The sequence below is a fragment of the Neobacillus novalis NBRC 102450 genome (assembly GCF_001591805.1).
In the GTDB taxonomy this organism is placed as follows: domain Bacteria; phylum Bacillota; class Bacilli; order Bacillales; family Cytobacillaceae; genus Neobacillus; species Neobacillus novalis.
Genome location: NZ_BCVP01000016.1, coordinates 186,256 through 209,602, shown reverse-complemented (window position 1 = coordinate 209,602; position 23,347 = coordinate 186,256). Strand labels below are relative to the sequence as shown.

At 40.4% G+C, this 23,347-nt stretch carries 24 protein-coding genes; 4 read left to right on the top strand and 20 right to left on the bottom strand.

Annotated elements, in window-relative coordinates:
* Positions 1 to 15 precede the first annotated feature (15 nt).
* From BANVL01_RS14405 to BANVL01_RS14385, 5 genes are all read right to left on the bottom strand, one after another.
* Positions 16 to 729 carry a DUF4367 domain-containing protein gene (locus BANVL01_RS14405; RefSeq protein ID WP_066087339.1) on the bottom strand — a complete coding sequence of 238 codons (714 nt, stop codon included), beginning with the start codon at positions 727 to 729 and terminating at the stop codon, positions 16 to 18.
* Positions 726 to 1,277 (bottom strand): sigma-70 family RNA polymerase sigma factor, encoded by a 552-nt coding sequence (locus BANVL01_RS14400; protein WP_066087341.1) that lies wholly within the window; start codon positions 1,275 to 1,277, stop codon positions 726 to 728. Before BANVL01_RS14400 ends, BANVL01_RS14405 begins: the two co-directional genes overlap by 4 nt.
* A gap of 138 nt (positions 1,278 to 1,415) precedes the next feature.
* The gene (locus BANVL01_RS14395; RefSeq protein ID WP_066087344.1) at positions 1,416 to 2,330 is read right to left on the bottom strand and encodes a hypothetical protein; all 915 of its coding nucleotides are present in this window, start codon (positions 2,328 to 2,330) and stop codon (positions 1,416 to 1,418) included.
* Positions 2,311 to 2,844 (bottom strand): RNA polymerase sigma factor, encoded by a 534-nt coding sequence (locus BANVL01_RS14390; protein WP_066087347.1) that lies wholly within the window; start codon positions 2,842 to 2,844, stop codon positions 2,311 to 2,313. The genes BANVL01_RS14395 and BANVL01_RS14390 overlap by 20 nt, the downstream gene beginning before the upstream one ends.
* A 459-nt stretch (positions 2,845 to 3,303) precedes the next feature.
* Positions 3,304 to 4,107 carry an RDD family protein gene (locus BANVL01_RS14385; protein ID WP_066087350.1) on the bottom strand — a complete coding sequence of 268 codons (804 nt, stop codon included), beginning with the start codon at positions 4,105 to 4,107 and terminating at the stop codon, positions 3,304 to 3,306.
* Between the two features lie 124 nt (positions 4,108 to 4,231).
* On the opposite strand from BANVL01_RS14385, the gene BANVL01_RS14380 reads away from it, so the two are divergent.
* Positions 4,232 to 5,206, top strand: a complete 975-nt coding sequence (locus BANVL01_RS14380) for a stage II sporulation protein M (protein WP_066087353.1) — start codon at positions 4,232 to 4,234, stop codon at positions 5,204 to 5,206.
* Here the strand turns inward: BANVL01_RS14380 and BANVL01_RS14375 are convergent.
* The 7 genes from BANVL01_RS14375 to trhO all read right to left on the bottom strand — a co-directional run bounded on the left by BANVL01_RS14375 (position 5,184) and on the right by trhO (position 12,591).
* Positions 5,184 to 6,464 (bottom strand): DUF58 domain-containing protein, encoded by a 1,281-nt coding sequence (locus tag BANVL01_RS14375; protein ID WP_439951350.1) that lies wholly within the window; start codon positions 6,462 to 6,464, stop codon positions 5,184 to 5,186. The two genes, BANVL01_RS14380 and BANVL01_RS14375, sit on opposite strands and share 23 nt — an antisense overlap.
* Positions 6,465 to 6,495: 31 nt before the next feature.
* Entirely contained in the window at positions 6,496 to 7,425 is a 930-nt protein-coding gene (locus BANVL01_RS14370) for an AAA family ATPase (RefSeq protein WP_066087363.1), read from the bottom strand.
* Positions 7,422 to 8,558, bottom strand: coding sequence for a DUF4350 domain-containing protein (locus BANVL01_RS14365; RefSeq protein WP_066087368.1), 1,137 nt, complete (start codon positions 8,556 to 8,558; stop codon positions 7,422 to 7,424). Before BANVL01_RS14365 ends, BANVL01_RS14370 begins: the two co-directional genes overlap by 4 nt.
* Positions 8,555 to 9,211, bottom strand: coding sequence for a DUF4129 domain-containing protein (locus BANVL01_RS14360; protein WP_066087371.1), 657 nt, complete (start codon positions 9,209 to 9,211; stop codon positions 8,555 to 8,557). The genes BANVL01_RS14365 and BANVL01_RS14360 overlap by 4 nt, the downstream gene beginning before the upstream one ends.
* Positions 9,212 to 9,242: 31 nt before the next feature.
* Positions 9,243 to 10,160 (bottom strand): hypothetical protein, encoded by a 918-nt coding sequence (locus BANVL01_RS14355; protein WP_066087374.1) that lies wholly within the window; start codon positions 10,158 to 10,160, stop codon positions 9,243 to 9,245.
* Between the two features lie 112 nt (positions 10,161 to 10,272).
* Complete coding sequence (locus BANVL01_RS14350; RefSeq protein ID WP_082804987.1) at positions 10,273 to 11,493, bottom strand: CapA family protein; 1,221 nt, start codon at positions 11,491 to 11,493, stop codon at positions 10,273 to 10,275.
* A gap of 138 nt (positions 11,494 to 11,631) precedes the next feature.
* Positions 11,632 to 12,591 carry an oxygen-dependent tRNA uridine(34) hydroxylase TrhO gene (gene trhO / locus BANVL01_RS14345; RefSeq protein ID WP_066096539.1) on the bottom strand — a complete coding sequence of 320 codons (960 nt, stop codon included), beginning with the start codon at positions 12,589 to 12,591 and terminating at the stop codon, positions 11,632 to 11,634.
* Between the two features lie 174 nt (positions 12,592 to 12,765).
* Here trhO and BANVL01_RS14340 point away from each other — a divergent pair, with 174 nt between their 5' ends.
* Positions 12,766 to 13,944 (top strand): glycoside hydrolase family 18 protein, encoded by a 1,179-nt coding sequence (locus BANVL01_RS14340; protein WP_066087379.1) that lies wholly within the window; start codon positions 12,766 to 12,768, stop codon positions 13,942 to 13,944.
* A gap of 215 nt (positions 13,945 to 14,159) precedes the next feature.
* Complete coding sequence (locus BANVL01_RS14335) at positions 14,160 to 14,555, top strand: hypothetical protein (RefSeq protein ID WP_066087382.1); 396 nt, start codon at positions 14,160 to 14,162, stop codon at positions 14,553 to 14,555.
* A gap of 70 nt (positions 14,556 to 14,625) precedes the next feature.
* Here the strand turns inward: BANVL01_RS14335 and BANVL01_RS14330 are convergent, their stop codons facing one another.
* Both BANVL01_RS14330 and BANVL01_RS14325 read right to left on the bottom strand, forming a co-directional pair.
* Complete coding sequence (locus tag BANVL01_RS14330) at positions 14,626 to 14,874, bottom strand: hypothetical protein (RefSeq protein ID WP_066087385.1); 249 nt, start codon at positions 14,872 to 14,874, stop codon at positions 14,626 to 14,628.
* 135 nt (positions 14,875 to 15,009) lie between these two features.
* Complete coding sequence (locus BANVL01_RS14325; RefSeq protein WP_066087388.1) at positions 15,010 to 15,279, bottom strand: DUF1292 domain-containing protein; 270 nt, start codon at positions 15,277 to 15,279, stop codon at positions 15,010 to 15,012.
* Between the two features lie 159 nt (positions 15,280 to 15,438).
* Between BANVL01_RS14325 and yxiS the strand changes: the two genes are divergently transcribed.
* Positions 15,439 to 15,735 (top strand): protein YxiS, encoded by a 297-nt coding sequence (yxiS, locus tag BANVL01_RS14320; protein ID WP_066087391.1) that lies wholly within the window; start codon positions 15,439 to 15,441, stop codon positions 15,733 to 15,735.
* Positions 15,736 to 15,801: 66 nt separating this feature from the next.
* Here the strand turns inward: yxiS and BANVL01_RS14315 are convergent, their stop codons facing one another.
* From BANVL01_RS14315 to wrbA, 6 genes are all read right to left on the bottom strand, one after another.
* Positions 15,802 to 16,665: a DUF3307 domain-containing protein gene (locus BANVL01_RS14315; RefSeq protein WP_066087394.1), complete on the bottom strand. Its 864-nt coding sequence runs from the start codon at positions 16,663 to 16,665 to the stop codon at positions 15,802 to 15,804.
* A 20-nt stretch (positions 16,666 to 16,685) separates the two neighbouring features.
* Positions 16,686 to 17,498: a hypothetical protein gene (locus BANVL01_RS14310; protein ID WP_066087397.1), complete on the bottom strand. Its 813-nt coding sequence runs from the start codon at positions 17,496 to 17,498 to the stop codon at positions 16,686 to 16,688.
* 103 nt (positions 17,499 to 17,601) lie between these two features.
* Entirely contained in the window at positions 17,602 to 19,878 is a 2,277-nt protein-coding gene (locus BANVL01_RS14305; protein WP_066087400.1) for an ATP-dependent DNA helicase, read from the bottom strand.
* Between the two features lie 97 nt (positions 19,879 to 19,975).
* Positions 19,976 to 21,217 (bottom strand): glutamate-5-semialdehyde dehydrogenase, encoded by a 1,242-nt coding sequence (locus BANVL01_RS14300; RefSeq protein ID WP_066087403.1) that lies wholly within the window; start codon positions 21,215 to 21,217, stop codon positions 19,976 to 19,978.
* Positions 21,218 to 21,223: 6 nt separating this feature from the next.
* Positions 21,224 to 22,336: a glutamate 5-kinase gene (gene proB, locus BANVL01_RS14295; RefSeq protein ID WP_066087406.1), complete on the bottom strand. Its 1,113-nt coding sequence runs from the start codon at positions 22,334 to 22,336 to the stop codon at positions 21,224 to 21,226.
* 382 nt (positions 22,337 to 22,718) lie between these two features.
* The gene (gene wrbA / locus BANVL01_RS14290) at positions 22,719 to 23,330 is read right to left on the bottom strand and encodes an NAD(P)H:quinone oxidoreductase (RefSeq protein ID WP_066087409.1); all 612 of its coding nucleotides are present in this window, start codon (positions 23,328 to 23,330) and stop codon (positions 22,719 to 22,721) included.
* Positions 23,331 to 23,347 lie beyond the last annotated feature (17 nt).

The window sequence follows — 23,347 nt, the reverse complement described above, 5'->3', positions numbered from 1 at the left end:
GATCCTCCTAATTTTTTATTTAAATGATTTCGCGATTTTTACGGCTTCTTCAGTGGAGACGTGCCCAGCTATCCAATAATGGACATCATTCAGGTACCAATGAAGCTCAGTATCCGTATTTCCGTCCTCTGGATTCAGATACCCCTTGGTCCCGTTAATATCCACATCTTCAAATCCATGTGGAATACCATCAAACTTGTTTCTTTCAATGATGACTAAATATGATTGATCTTCATGGGAATAAGTGAAAACAAGCTTATTGGTCTGCTCCTTACTGCTGCCATAACCATAGATCCCATCCAATTTAAATTGACCCGGAGTGTAAGTCGGCAGCAAGACATCAGTGCCAAATGCTTGTCTTACCTCGTTCTCACTGTCTAAAACCCATGACTGTCTCACAAGTGGATCATTAGAGTCATTCCCACCGCTTCGAAAAAGGGTGGGGTTATCCGATGTTGTCTTTGGCTGGGCCTGATTTAAATTATCTCCTCTTAATAACCAACTAGAAAAGAAGACTAGGCAAACAGCTGCAGCGACTAACATGGTGCTGTAAACTCTTCTTTTTCGAAAAAATGCTAACCAGGTTGGTCCACTTTCCTTTTGATAATCTGCGGTTAATTTTTTCCTCACTTCATCTTGAAGCCGTGATTGGAAATCTAGTGATTCAAACAATGTCTGATCTAGCTCTTCCGAGAACACTTTCTTTATGTCTTTTTTCGGATCGGTCATTTATTGAACCCCTCCTTTTCCAGTAGTCCTCCTAATAATTTTCTTGCGCGATGGAGTCTCCCGCGAATGGTACCTTCTGGATCGCCAGTAGCTTTTGCAATTTCTAACGTATTAAAATCCAGGTAATAGAATAAATAGAGCACCTCTTGATAATGTAGAGGCAATGTTAAAACATGCTTTAAAATCTCGGTCCTGTTCATCCGTTTGATAACTTCTTCTTCAAGATTTCTCGTAATTGGTTCATTTATGAAAAGAGTATCGGATGGGATCTCTGCGGATCGCTTTAAACGTAAATGGTCTCGACAGCGATTGATCGTTATTTTTATCAGCCACGTTTTCACAATGCTGTCGCCACGGAATTTCGTCCAGTTTCGATAAGCGAGAATAAATACCTCTTGACTAATATCTTCAGCAAGATGACGATCACCTAAGTAAAAATAGGCTGTCCGCAACACAAGTGTACCGTATTGATTCATCATATCTTCAATCGCTGCAGAAGGATCTTTAGAGAAGTTTAGGTTATTATCTTTGTGGGAAGGCCTTCCCATTTGACCACCTCCACCATAATAGACGGGTAGTAAATGATTTGCGCTACGCTCTTTCAAAAAAAAAGACCGAATCAACATTTGTTGAATCGGTCACAAATTTTGAAGATTATTATTTTCCTTTACTCATGTTACTTCCCATTATTCATCCTGTTCAGGATAGAAGTATTCATAGGTTAGTTCATTACCATTTAATGTGATGGTAACTTCATTCTGGAAGATTACTGAAACAAAGGTAGTTGACAATCCTTTTCCGGATTTCTTCTGCCAACTGACATCCTGGAGAATTTTTTCTACATACTGATGATAGGCCTTAGTGGATGCATCTTCCCAACGATACACTTCGTTATTATTAGATGTAACAGAAACTGGTTCTAAATCAACTGGGTAAATCATTCTTTCATAGCCATAGGTCACATAAAGCGGCTCATTATGATGATAAGATTTTTTCCCATTAAGCTCTAATGTTGACATCGCTTTAAAAATATTTGCATACTCAAGCTTTGGATAATCAAACGTAAACTGTATCCATTTTTCCGCTGTCAATGGTATAAAGAAGTAATAGCGGATGACGACGTCCTGCATTTTTACGTGCTCAATATACATGTTGGTTTTATAAGGAAAATGTTCAAGTTCTTTGTTAACGAACATCGATTTAGAAGCGATTGTTGCGTTCTTTTCTGCTTCGGTCACTTCTTTCACTGTTCCAAACGGAATCGGATTATTTTTGTAGTATAGCTCTAATTTCTCACCTGATTTTTTACTAGTCACATTTTCAAGCCTCCAGCTGAATGATTGATCATCAACTGTGAAATAGCCAGCATTATTTAGTCTAGGGTTTTTCTCTAACAGCATGAACAGAAATCCTCCAAAAATTACAACAAGCAATGAGGCGGCGACGATGCTTTTCCATTGCAGGAATTTAAATGGATGAGCTTTAGAGGGAGCATGTGCGATTGATTGTCGAATTCTTCTTCTGATTACATCTTTTTGCATATCAGTTGACCCAATTTGCTTTAGCAGCTCCCATTGATCATCAAAATGGTTGTTCGCCACGGATTTCCCCTCCTTTTTCGTTCATTTTCCTAAGAGTTTGCAGTGCCCTTGATAATGTTTTTCTCACCTTTGCTTCTGACCAACCGAGAATCTCCGCCACTTCCTTTGTTGAACATTCTTCAATCTTAATTAACGTAATCACGAGACGATAATTCGGTTTAAGTGAATGAATATACTGCATTTGTTCAAGGATCAACTCCCTATTTTCGATGATCTGTTCGACATCGATTAAAGATGGTATTTCATGAGAAAATCCAATCACGTTAAACAGCCTTTTTCGTTTTTGTCTGCGAATTTCATCTAACACTAAATACTTCGCAATTCCGAAGAGCCATGTTTTCACAGCCGAGCGGTTTTCAAATCTCTCAATTCCAGTGAATGCTCGTAAAAAAGTATCGTGAACCAAATCCTCGCATGATTGCTTATCACCAATCATAAATAAAATAAACCGATAAATATCATCATAATACTGTTCATACCACTCCATCACAAGCTCTTCTTTGTCCTTACTCAAGCCCCCATCACCTTCTTTTTTTCTTTCTTACCCATAAGTCGTCACGAATTAAAAAATGTGACACTTTTTTAAAATGCTATGCTGTTTTTATTTTTCATAGTGCCCGTCTGGGTCTTTTTTTCTTGTCTCCGGGCACTATGAACCTCTTATAGTGCCCATTCGTGTCTTTTTTCCCTGTCCCCGGGCACTATGAACCTCTTATAGTGCCCGTTCGTGTCTTTTTTCCCTGTCCGCGGGCACTATGAACCTTTTATAGTGCCCGTTCGTGTCTTTTTTTCCAGTCAGCGGGCACTATGAACCTTTTATAGTGCCCGTTCGTGTCTTTTTTTCCAGTCAACGGGCACTATGAACCTCTCATAGTGCCCGTTCGAGCCATTTTTTCCAGTCCGCGGGCATTATGAACCTCTCAAAGTAAAGGAGCCGCTTAAAAAATAGACTGCCAAGAATGGCAGTCTATCTTCAAATTTCAAATTCCCATTCTTCTCTAAGGTTTAAATAGAGTACAAGCAGTGTATCTTCCAATTCCTGTTCGCTTTTCCCAAGCACATTTTGTCCGATTTTCGGGAACAGAATCTCGGCAATTTGTCTCGTGAGTTGATTCTTCTCCACCAATGGTAATTGCGTAAAACGGCCGGCGTATGTATTCATTAGCTTCCAATCCTTCTCCGTAAAAGCCTTGAACGTCCATTCATCGATGATGAGGTCATCCTTTAAAATCCCTCTGCTTGCGATTTCCTTTTCAATCGGAGTCAGTCTCTTTTTCCGTTTCGCTTTTCGTTCATGGACCACAATCGTTCCAGCGACAAGATCTCCCAGCCGTTTATGCTTCGAATGGAAAAAGACCATGATAATCCCTAGAAAATAAGCTGTCGGCAAGGTATCAATCATCCGCATCAGATTGCGGATAAAGCTGGATAGCAAGGTGATACTGTGACCATTTTCTTGGATGACTCTAATCCCAATCAGCTTCTTGCCAATCGTTCTTCCGCCTGAAAAAAATTCAAATGCAAAAAAATATCCCCAATTAATGATAAACAGGACAATAATCGTAATCGCTAAAGGTAAAGTGTCCTCGAAGAAAAAAAACGGCAGTGGTGACATTCCTTCCATGATCAGCCATACAACAATAAGAACCAGAAGGTTAACAATGTTTAATAAAATCTGGTCGATGATAAAGGCTGCAGCCCTGCTGCCTAAACCAGCGACTTGAAACTGAATCGAGACGTATTCCGGTGTTTTAATCTCCATTTGTTCTTGGTTCATAAGGTTTCCCCCATTCTCTTAGATGATTTTATCTATAGCTGTTTCTATTTTTCTATAAAATTATTATAATAAGAAGAATAGTAAAAAAATACATAGTCGCGTAATGCTAACAAGAGGTGTCAAAATGAATGTAAAGCAATTTGTAAAACTGCATCGTGAGGAATGGAAAGAGCTTGAACAGCTGGTGACCGCTTTAGGTAAGCGTAGAAATACGATTACTGGTGCCAATATTACGCTCTTTCATCGACTCTATCAAAAGGCAGCCCAGAATCTTTCCTACAGTCAGACCTATTTTCCTACAGATGAAGTAACGCACTATTTGAACGGTCTTGTTTCTAAATCCCATAACTTGATGTACAAAGATCAAGTTTCTAGCTTCAAACAAATTCGTTATTTTTTCAGCACGAAATTTATTGGCTTATTGTTAGAGCAATGGAAATTTGTCTTATTCGCGTTGATTTTGTTTACGATCGGTGCCTTAGGGAGCTTCCTTTCAGTCATGAATGACCCGCTCCATCTTTATGCGATTCTTCCGGCGGATATGGCGCAAAGCGTCAACCCTGAGCAGCTGGGAAGCCATGATGGAGCGGTAGACTCCTCCTTGATGTCCGCTAGTATTATGACAAACAACATTAAAGTCGCGATATTAGCCTTTGCCGGCGGGATTACTTTTGGGCTCTTGACCGTCTATTTAATGGTTTATAACGGAATCCTTATTGGCGCACTTGCAGCCCTTTTTTGGCATCACGGCAAGTCCTATGATTTTTGGGCGTATATTGTCCCTCATGGAATGATTGAGCTTACAGCGATTTTCATTGCCGGCGGTGCCGGACTGTTAATGGGCTACAAGCTCTTTGTCCCAGGCCAATATTCTAGAGGCTATCAGCTAAAGCTGCAAGCGAAGCGTTCCGTGCAGCTCCTGCTTGGGACGATTCCCTTGTTTGTCATTGCCGGCGTGATTGAAGGCTTTATCACACCGGCCGCCATCTCATTAGAATTAAAGTATATCGTTGCCAGCTTAACGGTAATTGGTTTAATCCTTTATGTTGTCATTGGAAGACTAAGACTTATGAAAACTACAAAAGGTTTTGATTCATAATCTCGATATAATGGGAAACGGCGGCAATCGCCAGTTTCTCCTCCCGGGCCTCTATTAATTGGAGGCCTTGTTTTTCCCATTTTATTTTTTCCCGTTTCTTAATAACAATTTGCTGCTGTGCGATACTTTTCAGCATGGCTGCCTGCACGTCAACCGGCTCCGCCTTTGTTCTCTTTATAAGTGTCTGATCTTCTATGCCAATCATCAAAAAAAGGTGCCGCTGTCTAAGGCGCTTTAAAATGATTAGCGCACTTTCCTCATGAAGAAACGTCCTTACGTCGCTGAATAATAACAGCAGACTACGCTTCTTTTGCACCATTTCTAAATATTGCAGAACTGCCCCATAATTGGACTCGGCTGCGTCAACCTGCAGCTGATAAATGGCTTGGAGAATTGTCTGCAAATGGGCCATCCCTTTCGCTGGAGGAACAAAGACTTTTATTTCCTTCGAAAAAGCAAGCACAGAAACATAATCGCCTTTTTGCAGCGCCGCCGCTGTTACGGTCAGCGCCGCTTCTAAAGCTCTCTCAAGGCGGTTCCCTTTTGTCAATTCCGACCCCATCATTCTCCCGCAATCAATTAAGATGGTAATATATTTCCCGTGCTCCGGTTCATACTCATTCGTCATCACTTCTTGCAGCTTCGCTGTTTGCCGCCAATTGATTTTACGCGGATCATCACCAACTACATAACTTCTAATCTTTGCAAAATCACCGACACCACTGCGCTGTCTGCGAATGTTCAATCCTTCGTAGACGAGAAATTTCTGTGCATTTTCAAGATATTGTTTAGTTTCTGTTAAATCCGGCAGGACTTTGACTGAATCCTCTAATCCGACAGTTGTTTGCTTTTCCCATAATCCAAGGAAACTGGTATAGCGAAAATAAACCTTGTTTATATCAAACTTACCTCTAACCAAGGCAGTCGTATCATAGGTTATCTTTGTTGTAGATTCCTTGTGGGCCATACCTGATATAGGAAACGGCCGATCAAATGTCTGTGGCAGGCCATCAATCAAACGGAAGGAACAAGCACGCTGGGAGTGATTTCTTACTTCCAGCTCCACTTGATAAGGTATCCCTCGTTCCAGCTTTGAGGGCAGTGAACGTTTAAAAAAAAGCTCTTTTTTCTTCGGTGAAAGCAGTAAATCACCTAGACTGACCAAAAAAACAATCAAATGGACGGTGATGATGAATCCCCATGAGATCTCCAAAAAAGCCGTACCAATCACTAAACTAAGCGACAGGATGAGAACCATCATCATTAACCGTTTGGTAGGTAAAACTCCTCTATCTTGGAACAGGAACCGACCCCACAAGTTCTTCAATGATCTGGTCAACAGTAGCACCCTCCAATTCTACATGCGGGGATAATTGAATACGGTGTCTTAATGCCGGTTTGGCTACCATTTTGATATCATCCGGTGTCACATAATTCCGGCCTTTCATGTATGCCCATGCTTGCGCCGCTTTTCCAATCGATATTCCTGCTCTTGTACTTGCACCAAAGCGAATCGCTTCTGATTCCCGCGTTTTCCTGACAATCTGCATCGTATAATCGATGACATTTTCGCCAACAGTGACTCTTTCAATTTCTCTTCTTATCGAAATAAAACTGTCCAAATCAAGAATGGTAGAAACAATCTTTGCGTCAAAACTGTTTTCAATTACCTGTCTCAGGACATTTTTCTCTTCCTCAAAAGAAGGGAAATCAATGAACAGTTTAAAAAGAAAACGATCTTGCTGTGCTTCAGGCAGTGGATAGGTCCCTTCAAATTCAATTGGGTTTTGGGTTGCCACTACAAAAAACACCTCTGGCAATGGATAGGTTTCACCTTGGATTGTGACTTGTTTTTCTTCCATTGCCTCAAGTAGAGCTGCCTGGGTCTTTGCCGGTGTCCGGTTGATTTCATCCGCTAAAAGAATATTCGTGAAAATCGGACCTTTTAAGGTTTGAAAGCTGCTTTCCTTCATATTGTAAATCGTGCTTCCGGTAATATCACTTGGAAGCAGATCCGGCGTAAATTGAATACGATTAAAGTCTCCGCCTAGCAGACTGGCCAGCGTTCGTACCATTTGTGTTTTTCCGGTGCCTGGCACCCCTTCGAGCAGGACATGGCCCCCAGACAAAATCGCCGATAGCAAGAGCCTTAGATTTAGACTTTGACCTAAAATCCGCTGCTCATATTTTTCTAAAAAGGATGTTAATTCTTCGTTCACCCTTCCTCCACCTCTTTCCGTAATTGCTCAAGCCTCCTGGACCAAAGCAAAAATTCCTGTTTGCTTACTTTTTCTTTTTCAAGTATATGGGTCAACCCAATTAAAAATGGGCGAATTTCATTTGCCTGCATCCCACGGTTTTTTCGCTCCAAGAAACTAGACAACTCACTCCATTCAACCCGGTATGGAATTCGCCAACGCTCTTGTAACAATAATTTTAGATAGTCAGCCTGAATCAATAAGGAATCGTGGTAACGTCTGCCGCGGAGATACCAAGCAGTGATCGCCCGAATTCCTTCATCGCTAAAACGAACCGTCTCTTCCCTTGGAACAAACAGTGGTCCGAACCGCTTTCCCTTGAACCACAGCCAAAGCATCATAAGCAGGATTCCCTGGAGAATAAACAGTAAAAACCACATCGGGTATACTGTCATAATCGATGAACTATTCTGACTGCCGTGAAGATATTCATCAAATAAAACAGTCGGCGCTTTTCCTTCATTGGACAAGTTGAGAACAAGTGGTAAATTGTCGTCCTGTAACAGTTTGTCATTTGTCAGCCACTCTGGTGTAATCGCCACAATCAATTGTCCTTTTCCAACGGGTCGTTTCAGCGCAATCGCACTGCCGCCGGCATCATCAAGGAGAACCACGTCATCCTTGTTTGTCACTATGCGGATGGGAGAGTTCATTTCGGCCTTATAAGTTCCTTGATTTTTCCCATACCACTTTACTTCATTATTGGGGGACGTTTGTTCGGGAACTGTGTCCAAATCAAACATCCCTTTAGGATTGGATTTAAATAAGAGAATTGTATTTCCGGCCTTCATGAAGTCCTGATAGGCCTCCATTTCTTCCGTATCCGGAATAAAAAAAGGTTCAACCATAACGAGAAGTTTTTCTTCACCTTGTTTCGGCAGCTTCTTAGGGTCTGCTGTCCAGCTGTTAACATGAACTTCCTTCTTAAAATATGTATAAAATGCCTTCACTCCAGTTGGAGAAGGAGATCCTGAGACATAATTTGGATATTGCTTTGGCTTTTGTGAGCTAACATATAAACTAATCAGGATAAAAATGAGGAGCAGAACAGTCAGCCTAATCCATCCCTGTCTCTTAGGTTTAAGATTCTTCAAGTGTTCTCCTCCGTCCTGCCAAGTGTTTGCTCATATTCCCCAAGCATTTTTCTTACTTCCGTTTGAAAAAGTTGATATTCTCTTTCTTGAACCTTTCGCTCACCATAGGTCACTTCATCAAAGAACGCTGCAAGATCATAAAATTTTACAGCCCATTGTTGATTGACTTTTAGGAGTTCCTCATAATACTCCCAATTTGTTTTCCAAATCCGTGCCTCAAGCCAATTCATTTCATGAAAATAAAGGAGCAGGGCTAAAAACAGGTGACGGGTAGCAAGGGTGTATTCTGCTATACCTTCTTGTTTTTTAGCCTCCTGTAAATGCCTTTCGGACGACCAATTGATTTCGTTCATCGATTGAAGCGGCTTTTTGTTATGCAACAGTTTATTTCGGTTGTGATTGCGAATCATAAAAATGGCAGCAAAGGCCAAAAAGAATATAACCACGACAATAATCGCAATAAGAATTGGCCCCGAGGCACTGCCGGCAGATTCCATGGAAGGAAATAATTTCATCAGCTGCTCGGCAATCCATTTTTTTGCTTTTTCCCATAAGGTTTCAATCAAGCCTTTTGAATCATTGTGATAAATTTGATATTCTTTTGTATTTAATATCTCTTTCAGTTCATCCCTTGCTTTATTAGCATCAAGCATAATCCTCACCTAACTTATTTAGGTATTTAGTTTAGATTGTTTTTGTGTTGTAATTCTCAATCATATCTTTTAAATCCTCACCCTCATGTCTCGTTTTTAAATCAAGATACATGACAGCATAGCCAACAGAGAAAATCATGGTCGTAATTAAGGTGGCGAGATTTGAAATTAGTGATAACAACACACTGTTACCTAAAAAGAGCCCAAACGTCATTTGGACAGCGAACCCAATCGCTGAAATAATTAAATAAAAGACGATATAAAGACCCAGCAATTCCCAAGTACGTTTCCTGGAAAGCCTCCAGCTTCGATCTAATCCAGGTGAATCCTTGTCCAGCACGACGGAAGCAAAGTAAAAGCTCCAGCGCGTTAATAACAGTCCAATTCCGACAGCAAAGCCTAAAAATAGCACGATGGCCCCGAGAACGCCTAAAACGGGATTCGCCTGAAAAACAAATATGGCCGTTACCGTAACGAGGATAATAGGAATAAGGATAATCATAACCGTGATAATTCCGAATAAAATACTACTTCCTATCATCGGCCAAAATCGCGAAAACGCTTGTTTAATGACAGAACCAACGGTATATTCTTCGTTTTTCCGAATATTAGCGATGGCAAATAGGATGGCTGCCTCCGCCACTGGACCCAAAATAGCACTAATCAATCCTACTATTATGATGCCAATGTCAGCACCCAAGCCGCTCGTCTCAATCGTTCCGGTTTCAGTAAAACTCGAGAGAATTTGCTCAAACCAGGCATTCCCACTTCCTACCTCTCTAAAAAAGCTAGTCCCGGAAACCAGCTGCATAATTGCTTGAAGCAAATAGACGGGTCCCATGAAAATGAGTAATATTAAGAAAAAATCTTTAAAGCGATTTTTACTTAAACTAAAGGTATGATCCAGTATTTCCCCAAAACCTTTTGGTTTGTTAAACTTTGTATCCATAACCGAAATCCTCCTAGAAACAATAGTAATAAAACATATTTTAACATTATTCTGACATATTTACCGTAGATCGTTATAAAAAAATTAATGAATAAAATAGCAGTGGTTTATTTCATTCATCCTTTTGGACTACTTCTTGCTGGTTTTCATAGACAAGCCAATCGGAACCATTGATTTTGTTAGAACCTTCTATGATTTTTTTCTTCACTCGCTCCTGTTCAACACCTGTTAATTTAGTAGGTTGATAGTTATTTCTAGAAGAAACAGATGAAATCGAATATGGCACAACGTTAATTTCCTTTTTATCGGTGAGAACACCGTTTTTCAACTGGAATGTTTGTTGAAATACATATGTATCCTTGTCCCTTGGGTTTCGATTCCCGCCAAACATAAAGTTGCCCAAACTATAGACAATAAATTTCCCATTATATTCTTCTATTCCCTGGACGACATGGGGATGATGACCAAGGATAAGGTCTGCACCGCTATCGATTGTAAAGTGGGCTAGCGATTTTTGAGATTCATTCGGGACATACTGGCTCTCATTTCCCCAGTGATAGTGAATAAGGACAATCTGTACCCCTTGATTTCTTAGGTTTTTTATATCCTGTTCCACCTTTTGACGGATTTCTTTTGTATCTGACCAGCCTTCATATCCTAAAGCCCCGACCTTAATCCCTTTGATGGTCGTAATATACTGATGATCGTAGCCAAAATAGCCGATATTTTGATTCTTTAATGCGGAAATCGTGTCATTGTATCCCTTCTCCAGGTAATCATGACTATGATTGTTTGCTAGATTTACAGCTTCAATGCCGCCTAATACTAGAATTTTGGCGTACGATGGGTCACCCTTAAAGCGAAATGTTTTCTCGGCCTTTTGAGTAGCATTTGTGAGCGTGGTTTCTAAATTCACGGTCGTAAAATCGTCTTCTAAGAATATTTTATCCAAGCCCTCAACGAAATAGGGAAGACCATTGACAGACGCCGTCTTTACAAACGAATCGCTATAGGTAAAACTTTCATCGGTTCCAAGCGTAAAATCCCCGGCTGCACTTATTTTGATCATCGTTTCTATTTCTGGTTTCGGTTGGATTTCTGGTTTTTCTTCGACTTCGACCTCTTGTTTCGGCTCCTCTTCCTTTACCTTTTCTGTTGCCTTTTCCGCAGCCTGAGAAACTTTACTAGAAACATGTTCTGATTTCAATTTGTTAGCGTAGATTAAACTCCCGGCAAGGATCAAAATAACCGCAAGGATTACGAACCGAACAGTCCCCTTCGATTGATGGCGTTCTCTTCTCGTTTTTTTCCCGCTGCTGTCCTTTTTATTCATCTCTATAGATAGCTCCTTTATTTTTCTAACATTCTTAATTCTACATTAAATTCCGCTAATACTCTATCAGTTTTGCATAATATTGGGTGATATACAGAAAAAGCAGGCCGTATTTCCGGCCTGCTTCCCTAAACTTACTTATATGGTTAAATCTTTCTCAATTGCCGTTAATCTTTCCTTTACCTCATCTTCAGTTAAACCATGTTCAGCAATATAACGATTCCTTGGATGAACTCTGCATTCGTGGGAACAGCTGCGTAAATGTTTATGTTCGTTTTCTTCTGAACAGATAATTTTTTTATTACATGCCGGATTGGCACAATTCACATAACGCTCGCATGGTTCTCCTGTAAAATAATCTTTCCCGACAATTACGTTCTCTTTGCGATTTACGGGTACACTGATGCGTTCATCAAACACATAGAGCTGTCCATCCCATAAATCCCCTTGAACTTCGGGGTCTTTCCCATAAGTGACAATCCCGCCTTCAAGCTGTGACACATCTTCATAGCCCTCTTGAAGAAGCCAGCCTGAAAATTTTTCACAGCGAATGCCGCCCGTACAATACGTGAGAATCTTTTTCCCCTCGAAAGCCTGTTTATTTTCTCGAATCCAGTCTGGCAAATCGCGGAAGTTCAAAATATCCGGTCTAACAGCACCGCGAAAATGGCCCAAATCATATTCATAATCATTGCGGGCATCGATGACCACCGTGTCTTCTTTCTGCATTTCCTCGAAAAATTCTTTAGGTTTCAAATGCTTACCTGTTAGAACATTCGGATTAACGTCATCTTCCAAACGTAAGGTAACAAGTTCAGGTCTGAAACGTACCCGCATTTTTTTGAAGGCATGCCCTGATGCTTCATCTATTTTAAAAATCGTTCCAGCAAACAGAGGATGCTCCTCCATGTATTTCATATATGCGTCCGTCTGTTCGATGGTGCCTGACACCGTTCCATTAATTCCTTCAGACGCAATAATGATTCGACCCTTTAAGCCGAAATCATTACATACTTGAAGATGTTCTTTCGCAAACTCTTCCGGATTCTCGATTACGACATATTTATAATACAATAACACTCTATATTCTTGATTCATAATGAACACTTACACCTCTTAATTAATGATTAACCTATTTACTATATCAAAAATCCGGCCTGCTGCACAAATTTTTTTCTTTCCCCAGCATAGAGGTTGATATTACCAACCCATTAAACCTGTTTTTTCTGATACAATTTTTATGAGTAAGACAATTGAGGAGGAATTCTGTCTATGAACAAACGTAATCTCCTCTTTGCTTTGGTAATTATCATTACCTTCATTGGAGGAATTTTAACTGGAGTATTATATTCTACTAATATTGCAACAGAAAATAATGATACAAAATCTATAAATATAGTAAATGCACCTAAATCAGCACTAAAACCTGAAGAAAAAGCCTTGCCAGAAATCGAAAAAGCACGTTCAAAAGCTCTTATCGCTTATGTTCAGGATTTCCGCGACCCAAACGGAATTGAGTATGCCAAACTGACACACGTCATTTTCTCCTTTGCCCACCCTACAAAGGAGGGCGGCATTTTGCTCAATGGCGATCCTGCCTTAAAAAACTTACGGGCCACCGTTGCAATTGCCAAGAAATATCACACAAAGGTAATCCTTGGTGTTGGAGGCTGGTTCCACATAAACGGCGGGGAATCGTATCCTTATTTTAAGGCGGCGATTTCTAATTCTGCCACCCGGGCAAAACTTGTTCAGGAGCTTACTAGTTTTGCAGACCGTGAGAACGTAGACGGAATTGATATTGACTTTGAGCATCCACGTAATAAAGAAGATGCTGCAAACTTAGCCGCTTTCACTAAAGAGCTAAGCGAACAGCTTCATCCCAAAAACAAGGAATTATCGGTTGCCGTATATGCAAAAATTCATGCAGTAACCTTGACCGAAACCAGTTTTGTCAATTATGAAACAGCCATGTTTCAACATGTCGATCATGTAAACATCATGGCCTATGATGGTCAGTGGGATGACGGCTACCACGCTGCTAATTTATCCCCCTATCCCTACACAGAGAAAATTGTAGGTTACTGGGCAAACTATTTTGAGGCCAACCATTTATCAAAGGAAAAACTCGTTTTGGGTGTTCCGCTTTATGCCCAGCCGGAGAATCCAAAAATAAAACAGGTTTCTTATGAAGCAATCATCAATAATAATCCTGCAAATGCTGCCAGCGATACAGTAAAAATGAATGGGACGACCTATTATTATAATGGGGAAACCACAATGAAAAAGAAAACAAAATTGGCGCTTAATCATGGCTTCGGCGGGATGATGCTGTGGGAAGCAGGGCTTGATGCAAAAGGAGCTCACAGTCTTACCGGCACTATTTCTGCGGAATTGAAAAATTCAAGTAATGATCCCGTGAAATATTATACGATGAAGAAAAATAAATAAAAAAAGGCTGCCTTCTCAAATTTTTGGGAGACAGCCTTTTTTTATACTTGTACCATTATCGACACGAATTTGTATAAAATCGCCAATAACGAGGGTGCCTGACACCAAATTGTAATAAATTATGGTAGTTGTCGGAAATTTTTCCAAAGTTTTTGAAGGATATTGTCGTAAAAAAGAGAATCAAGTATAGGAGTTTAAAAAAAGGAGGAATACAGATGAAGAAATTTTTAACAGTATTATGTGGAGGCTTAATTGCATTAACGTTGTTCGTGACCACCGGGAATACGGCTAAGGCAGCGGCACCAACCGATTCACCAGCAGGCACCGAATCTGACGATTGTGGCTGTCACGATGTTACACAACTTTTTGGAGCTGAAAGAAATAAAATTGTATCAAATTTAATAAGCAGTGATGCGTATAAGAATGAAAAAAAAGACCTTAAAAATAAAGGCTATAAGTCGCATGGAGCAAATGAAATCGAAGTTATGAAACATAATGTATATGGTGTAATAATGGTTGGTGTTCCTTTTACTAATTCCAAGGGAATTGTCGTAATGGCGGTTTTTATGAATGGAGAATTTATGGGTATCCAGCCAGCGGATTCTAACTAAAACGAAAATTCCCAACCATTAAGCGGTTGGGAATTCTTTTTAGGCTGGACATGGGCGGTCAAAAAGGATACTAAACAATCTGTTCATCATTGTTTTCCATATGCAATAAGGCTCGTTTATTTGGTATTTGCGTTAGGTTTGATTTTTTTAGAAGATAGGATAAATGATCAATTGGCATTGAACCATGGCCTTTACCCTCTCCAAGTGTGAACTGAACCGTAATTCCATTGTAAGCAATCACCGTAAGCGATTCAGCGGAGTTAAAATTTTCCTGGGCTCCTTGAGAAATTTGATATTTCGTTCCCTCTTCAATTTGCATTACGTCTCTCCTTTGATGATATTCTCCCTAACAGTATGCCATAAGTTACCTGTAACATACATATTTTTCCCAAATGATATCAAAGTAGATTTCAAAAAAAAAGAGAGGTGTAAACCCCTCTCATTCCTCAACAATTTACTCGTCCTCGTCCATCATTTCATCAAACGCCGCTGATACTTTGTCAAATTCCTCATCGCTTTCAATCGCGGAAAAATCTCCATCTTCGTCGACCTTTAGAAAGAAGATATCAATATCATCATCCGTTTCTTGTTGCACGTCTTCCGCAAATCCAACCGCGACGTAATCGGCTCCTTCTATTGTCATGACACCTAGGACTTCAACCTCTTGTTCTTGGTCATTTTCATCGCTGATAGTAAAAATTTCGCCTACTTCAATTTTAGTCATAGCAGTAGTTCCCTCCTATTTTTTAAATCTTCCTTCAAACAGTATCTCTTAAAAAGAGAAAATAATCCACATACAACGTAAATTATCTATCGTAAAGCTAGATATTCCTCATAAATCTCTTATAATGAGTGTATATGGCAATCTAAGGAGACGTTTTCTATGAATCAAAAACAAGTGGAAGAAAAAATTATCGAGAACTATAAAGGTGAAGAGAAAATGATGATTCTCGTCTTCGCCCAATGGTGTGTGAATCATGACCTCAATCCAGAGGAGATATATGTTAGAGCCTATCCAAATCAAGCCTCCAACCCAGCCTTGAAGGAAGCAATCGAGTTAACTGTACCAAAAGAAGAAGCTGGAGATGTTGGTGACCAAACATTGCTAGGCGTTTTATCATTATTTGGCAACGATGACCTTGCCTTTGTTGTGACTGAAGAAATACAGAAGATGAAATAACTTGCGAGCATTTATAAAAAAACAGCTGCCTCATTTTGGTAGTTAATTAATCTATTTTTTATATTTTTAAGTCAAAACTTCCCGTAATACAATCCCAAGCGAGATGCCAATGAACATTGAAGTAAGTGTTCCTAGCAAGAAATACTCTGCCCAATCCCGGTCATCCATTTGTTTAAACCTGGCAATCGATTTTGCCGCAACAATAAACCCGATGGCTGGGTAGGCACTGTAAAATGTCAACACTAAAACTAGCAATCTTTCAATATAGCCGATTAATTTCCCGCGAGAAAGATCGTGTTTAGAGAAAATGGTGTAATGATATTCCTCTGTTACCTCCTTTTTTCCCATCCTAGAATGGGCAAACTGATCCTCATGTCTGTTAGCTTTAAAAGCATACCTTCCTTCAAAGTTTAACAGCTGGTTCGGCAGCGACCCTAAAAGAATCCTTATTAAATGTCCGCTTACACTTGTGGTTAGAATCACAATGATGAGGATAAACAAAACGGCATTTACCGGGCCTAACTTCTGCCCTTCCTGGAAAATCTCGCTTATTTTTGTTATCTCCAGTCCAATAAATAAATAACAGGCAAGCAAAAGCATCCCAAGATGGAGTAATTGATCCAATAGGAAAAAACTAAGCCGCTTCATATTCTCCTCGTTAGTAATTTTAATGGTATCAAGCAGTTTGATTTTTATGAAGTCAATTAGAAAATGCGAAAAAACAATAAAAACCAAAGGGAAAAGGAAATAATTAAGGCTATTTAATAGGGTAAAGTGAAAAATCAAATAGCCGCTAAGAACCAACGCAGTCATGAAAAAATGATGCACCAGATGCTTCTTAAGGTTTTTATACTTTTCCCTCACCATATTATCGGATTGCAAATAAAAATCAGCAATTAGATGGGCGAGAATGAGACTTAAAATAAGCATGGTTTCTCCTCTCTTTGTAATTAGCGTTCGTTAGGAAGCAGCAAATTAATATTTTCCTTCAAATGATTCCTAATCGAATCATGTAACATCTCGCTTGTTTCCATCGGGTTATCCGCTATACCTAGATTGGTGTTTTTCTGTAATGAATTTAGGACGTTAATCATTTCGTTAAAGGTACGGAGGACTTCTTCGCTTTTTCCCTTTTTGAAATGACTCGAAATAGTCGGTGCTGTTTTGCCAAGCAGTTCCCCAACGGCTTTTTGCTGCTGTAAAATTAGATATAAAGAACATACGAGCTCCTGGATGTTCGTTTGGTCTTTGATAAGAGTGTGCTGCAATTGCAGGATTGTGTTAAATAACGTTTCGAATTCATAGCGAAACTGGTTGTATAAAACAGGGATATTTCGATCACCTAAATAAAATTGGTCAAGCTCAAATTTAAAGGGGGGCCGATTTTGTGCTTGTTTCAACAAATCGTTCGCATATCGGGCCTGCTTAATCAACGGATGGATCCATGTCTCGATATCGACTTCTTCTAGTTCCCTATCGATATCTCCAAAAGACAAACCAAAATAAGGTTTGTGATTGCGATATTTCCAAAACCTGCTTACATAAAAAGCGATGATATAGGCTGTTGAATAGCCATTGCCAACAAAGATGATTTCATCACCAGCTCGATGCTTCACTTTTACTGGTCCGATGTCTTTGGTCCAAATGGAAATCCATTCCACCATCGCATCTAGATATAACGTCAGTTCATCTCCCATATCTTCGGCCGACGAATTACTGACATCTAAAATAAAAATTGATATTGGATTATGCTTCATTTTCACGGTCGTTCACCCTAATTAGATTATTTAATCTAATTTTATAAAAGTTTGATTAAATAGTCAAACTTCACTCCAATTCGATTAATTAGTGCAAATTCCCTGATTGTTAAATGATTTTATACTCTCTCCATTCAGGAGGCAAGAGCATTTGATACTGCTTTTGCAGAAAGCGGTCGTCGATAAGGACAATCGTCCCATGATCGGTTTCCGAGCGAATCAATCGTCCCCCTGCTTGTAAGACCTTGTTCATACCGGGGTACACATAAGCATAATCATAGCCATTCTTATCCTTTTTATAAAAATGATCCTTGATAAGGTTGCGCTCAAAACAAAGCTGTGGCAGCCCAACCCCAACCACGACAACTCCATTTAAACGATCGCCGATTAAGTCCACTCCTTCAGAAAAAATCCCGCCAAGAACAGCAAATCCAAGTAAGGTTTCATTTTGATCAGGCATAAACGCCGCCAAAAATGCTTCTCTTTCTGCTTCTGTCATCCCAGTCGATTGAATGATTGTTTGCGTTTCTTCATCTAATTGCTTGAATTGCTCATAAACGGAAAGTAAATAGTGATAGGACGGGAAAAATATCAGAAAATTTCCTGGCCGGCTTTTAAATAACGATTTGATCATCGTGACAATTGCACCTTTGGTCTGTTCCCGATCTTTGAAGCGTGTCGACAAGGGTTTAATAAAGACGTCGACTTGTTCAATTGAAAATGGCGACGGGATGGAGAGCGAATAATCCTCCTCATTCCCGCCAAGAATATCTTGATAATACGGTAATGGTGAGAGTGTTGCTGAGAAGAACACCTTTGAGCGAAACCCTTTCCCCATTTGCTTAAGCAGCTTCGAGGGATTGATGCAAAACAGTTTAATCACCAAATCGTTTTTATTTTTCTCCGCGTAAATAACATAATGCTCATCAAGTAGCGTAACGATTTTTAAAAAATTATTCACCATGAAGTAGGCTTCTAAGAGACTTTGGGAGGTATTTGTTAGAAGTTGCTGTTCTGCATCCTCTACAAATTGAACAAGCTGTTCTAAAAACGCTTCATCGAGCTGCTCTATGATAAATTCATTTTTATCGGCATTTACTTTTTTCAAGGAAATGAACGATGAATTCAACTTGCTAGCAGCCCCAAAAATCACTTTATTGACACCCTTAAAGTCTTTTTTCAGCTGGAGAAACATCTCTTTGTTTAATGAAGCTGAGAACATCTCCCGCCCTCGGTCAACAAGATTATGTGCCTCATCGACCAATAATACGGTCGACTTCTTTTGCTCCTCAAACAATCGCTTTAGCGACACCCTTGGGTCGAAAATATAATTGTAATCGCAAATAATGGCATCAACGGCATAGGCAAGGTCAAGCGAAAATTCAAATGGGCAAACAGTATGCTTGCGGGCATAGGATTCGATAACTTCACGGGTCATCCCGTTTTCATTTGATAAAATATCAAGAATTGCTTCATTAATTCGGTCATAATACCCATCCGCATACTCGCAGTAATCCTTTTGACAGATCGTTTCATCCTTGAAACAAACCTTGTCCTTTGCTGTAATGGTGACCGTGTTGATACAAAGACCACCTGTACGCATCCGTGAAAACGCCTCCTCCGCCGTCGTTCGAGTAATCGTTTTTGCAGTCAGGTAGAAAACGCGGTTTAGTGGCCCTTCTCCCATCGCCTTGACTGCAGGAAAGAGGGTGGATATCGTCTTGCCTATCCCAGTTGGTGCTTTTGTGAACAGATTTTTTTTATCTACAATGGTTTTATAAACAGCTCCAGCTAGTTTCCGCTGGCCATCGCGATAGGTTTCGAACGGGAAAGCTAATTCTTTACAACTTTCATTTCGTTTGATTCGATGCTCGTGCTGCAGCATTGCATATGGGGTGTAGCCTTCAATCACCTCAACAACAAATGTCTCAAGTTCTGAGTAGGAGTAGTTTTTTTGATAATATTTTTTTGCTTCTGTTTCCGTATTGACATAGGTTAGCTGGACAAGGATTTCCGATAGAACGTTGTCTTTTGCATACATATAGGCATACAGTTTCGCCTGTGCCCAGTGAACAAGGTAACCATCCCCTTCGATTTGCTCGAGTGGCTGCGAGAACGACTTAATCTCATCGACCATCATCCTGCCATCACGAAACAAAAGCCCATCGCATCTGCCATCAATGAGGAAGGTAAGGCCATCATGGAAAATTTCAGCTTGAAGATAAACTTCCTTTTGGTCACCCTCTTGATACGTATTTTGGATTTTCTGATGAATCCTCGTTCCATCTAGAAGGGTCGATTGGGAGCGGAAACGGGAATCAATACTGCCGCTCCGGAACACATATTCAACAAGAGTTCGAACGGATATATGAATTTCATCTGACATTTGATCACCAACTTACTATACAGAATGTATGTTTGTATATTTTAAGTATAACAGAAAGCAAAAAAAATAAGCGCATTTTCAGCGCTAAACTTAAATTTTAAGACCGAATTTGCCCAGTTCCCAGGACGAGTGCTTTTGTGGTCGTTAATGCCTTCAACCCCATTGGCCCGCGGGCATGGAGCTTTTGCGTGCTAATGCCAATTTCCGCACCATAGCCGAACTGCTCACCATCGGTAAACCTAGTCGAAGCATTATGATATAATACCGCCGCATCTACTGCCTTGAAAAACAAACGCACATTTTCTTTCTCTTCACTAATAATGGCTTCAGAGTGTTTTGTTCCATATTGGTCAATATGTTCAATGGCTTCTTTCACATCACTCACGAGTTTTACAGCTAAAATCGGTGCAAGAAATTCCGTGTGCCAATCTTCTTCTGTTGCAGGAGCGACAAAAGAATAGGCAGAGGCTACTTCTTCACTTCCTCGCAGTTCAACCCCTTGATTATGAAGGGCATGTAATAGGTTTAAGACATAGGGCCAATTTTCATGGATAAGTAACGTTTCGGCTGCATTGCAGACAGATGGCCGATGTAACTTCGCATTAATCGCAATATCAATACCCATTTTTTGTTCTGCTGTTTCGTCAATAAATACATGACAGTTGCCTACGCCAGTTTCTAACACTGGAACAGTAGCATTTTTGATGACCGATTGAATCAACCCCGCACCGCCACGAGGAATGAGAACATCTAAGTATTCGTTTAATTTAAACATTTCCGCTGCTGTTTCGCGGCTCGTATCCTCAAGTAGTTGCACGGCATCAGCTGGAATCGCCGTTCCTGCAAGTGCCCCTCTTATTACATGAACAATTGCTTTATTGGAATGGATCGCAGAAGAGCTGCCTCTTAAAAGCACAGCATTTCCTGCTTTCAAACATAGGCTCCCGGCATCAACTGTAACATTTGGCCGCGCTTCGTATACCATGCCAATAACCCCAAGCGGGACCCGAATCGTTTCTATTTGCAACCCGTTTGGCTGCTCCCATGCTTCGATTGTTTCACCTACCGGATCCTCCAAATTAATTAACTGGCGGACCCCATCAACAATCTGGTCCATTCTTTCTTCCGTTAAAAGCAAACGGTCTAACAGTGGAACAGGTAATCCCTTTTCCTTTCCAACTGCAAGATCCTTGGCGTTTTCGCTTAATATCCATTCCTTCTCAGTCATTAAATGGTCGGCCATTTTCGCTAACGCATCGTTTTTTTCCTCAGCTGAGAGCATCCCCATCTGTTTCGCTGCTTTTTTTAATTTTCTAGCCTTTTCGAGTAACTCACTCATCCAACTTCACTCCTTTGGCATCGTGACCCAATTATCACGATGGATCACTTCCGCTTTTTTGTTAATCGAATAACCCTTCGACTGTTCACTTGGTAAGCCTTTTACCATTAACAAATCCTTAGAAGAATAATAAATCTGCCCTTTTCCGACGGTTTTCCCTTTTTGGTTTCGAACCATTACGACATCCAGTGCGTTAAACTCACCCATTACCTTCGTTACTCCAACCGGCAGCAAACTCTTCCCCTGAAGCAGAATGGCTTTTTCTGCCCCATCGTCAATTTCAATCACTCCGCCGACTTGAGAGTGATAGGCAATCCATTGCTTTCTCATCTGCATTTGTGTTTGGAATGGGCCGCCTATATACGTCCCATCCCCTTTTCTAGCTAAAATATCGACCAGTTTTTCCTTGCCAACTCCTGTGCCGACAAAGACACGGACACCAAGTGATAATGCCTTTTTTGCTGCCAATAACTTCGACTTCATGCCGCCAGTGCCAACGGAAGAACCACTATCTCCGGCAAAATCAAGCAGTTCTTCAGAAATCTCTGGGATAAAATTAAATTTTTTGGCCTCTTTTGAGAGCTTTGGATTACCATCATAAAGACCGTTTATATCTGTTAAAATAATCAAAGCATTGGCATGTAAAAATCCGCTGACGAGGGCTGATAACAAATCGTTGTCCCCGAATGTCAATTCCTCAATCGAAACCGAATCATTTTCATTAATAATCGGCAAGACGCCTCTTTGAAGCAGTTCATGGATCGTTGAAAAGAGGTTTTGAAACCGAATCTGGCTGTAAAAATCTTCACGAGTTAATAATATTTGCGCTGGTATCATTTGGTACTCTTTAAACAGCTGAATATAATGTTGCATTAATAGCCCTTGCCCAACAGCTGCGGCTGCCTGTTTCCCGGCGGTACTTTTTGGACGTGTTGGGTAACCAAGAGAACCAAACCCTGCCGCAACAGCTCCGGATGAAATCAAAATAACCTCATGTCCCTGGAATTTTAAAAAAGCGAGTGCATCCACATGATCACGGATTTTCGCTTCAGAAATTGTCCCAGACGTATTTGTAAGCGAGCTGCTCCCAATCTTCACAACCACAAGCTGTTTTTTCATAACCGTTCGACCTTTCTTTTAAAAATAAAAAAACGATTCTTCTGTCCTTAAAAAAGGACGGAATAATCGTTTCCGCGGTACCACCTTAATTGATGACGAGCACAGCGCTCTCACCCACTTTGAACCCGTAACGCAGGCAGACGACTCATGTTTACATAAGCAGCGTGTGAGGGCAGGTTCAAGCTTTTTTCCGTGAGAAACCTTTCAGCCTGCGGGTTTCACTCTCTATCACGTTCCAAAGGTTTACTAGTCCCATACCATTTTTCTATTTCAATTTATTTGATTATCCATAGAAAACAATAAAAAGTCAATATAATTTTTTGAAAATTTGATTTATATAAAAAAAGCCGACCGGTTTTTTCACTGGTCAGCTTTCTCCCTTTTATTGATTCGCTTTTTTCACCCATTCAGCAACTGTAACTGTCCGTTTTGCTTGGTGTTTAACCGTTGCTTCCACATCTTCAATCATTTTTCCATCTTGCCCCACGGTAACACTTGTACCGTAAGGATTACCCCCAGACCCGTAAATTACCGGATCAGTATAACCTGGTGCTGCAACAATCGCTCCCCAATGGTACATGGAGGTGTAAAGTGATAAAATCGTTGCCTCTTGGCCGCCATGTGGATTTTGCGCTGAGGACATCGCACTCACCACTTTATTTACTGTCTTACCATTAAACCAAAGACCGCCACAAGTATCGATGAATTGCTTCATTTGTGCAGGCATATTCCCAAATCGGGTCGGAACACTGAATATAATAGCATCCGCCCACTCTATATCCTCCAATTTAACCTCAGGCACATGTGCGGTGGCTTCAACATGTGCTTTCCAGCCAGGATTTCCTTCAATTACAGATTGTGGTGCAAGCTCAGGCACTTTTAATACCTTTACTTCTGCCCCCACTTCTTTTGCACCTTCTTCCGCCCACTTTGATAGCTGATAGTTTGTTCCGCCACTACTGTAATAAATGACGGCTAATTTAACGTTTGTCATCATCTTTGTCTCCTTTT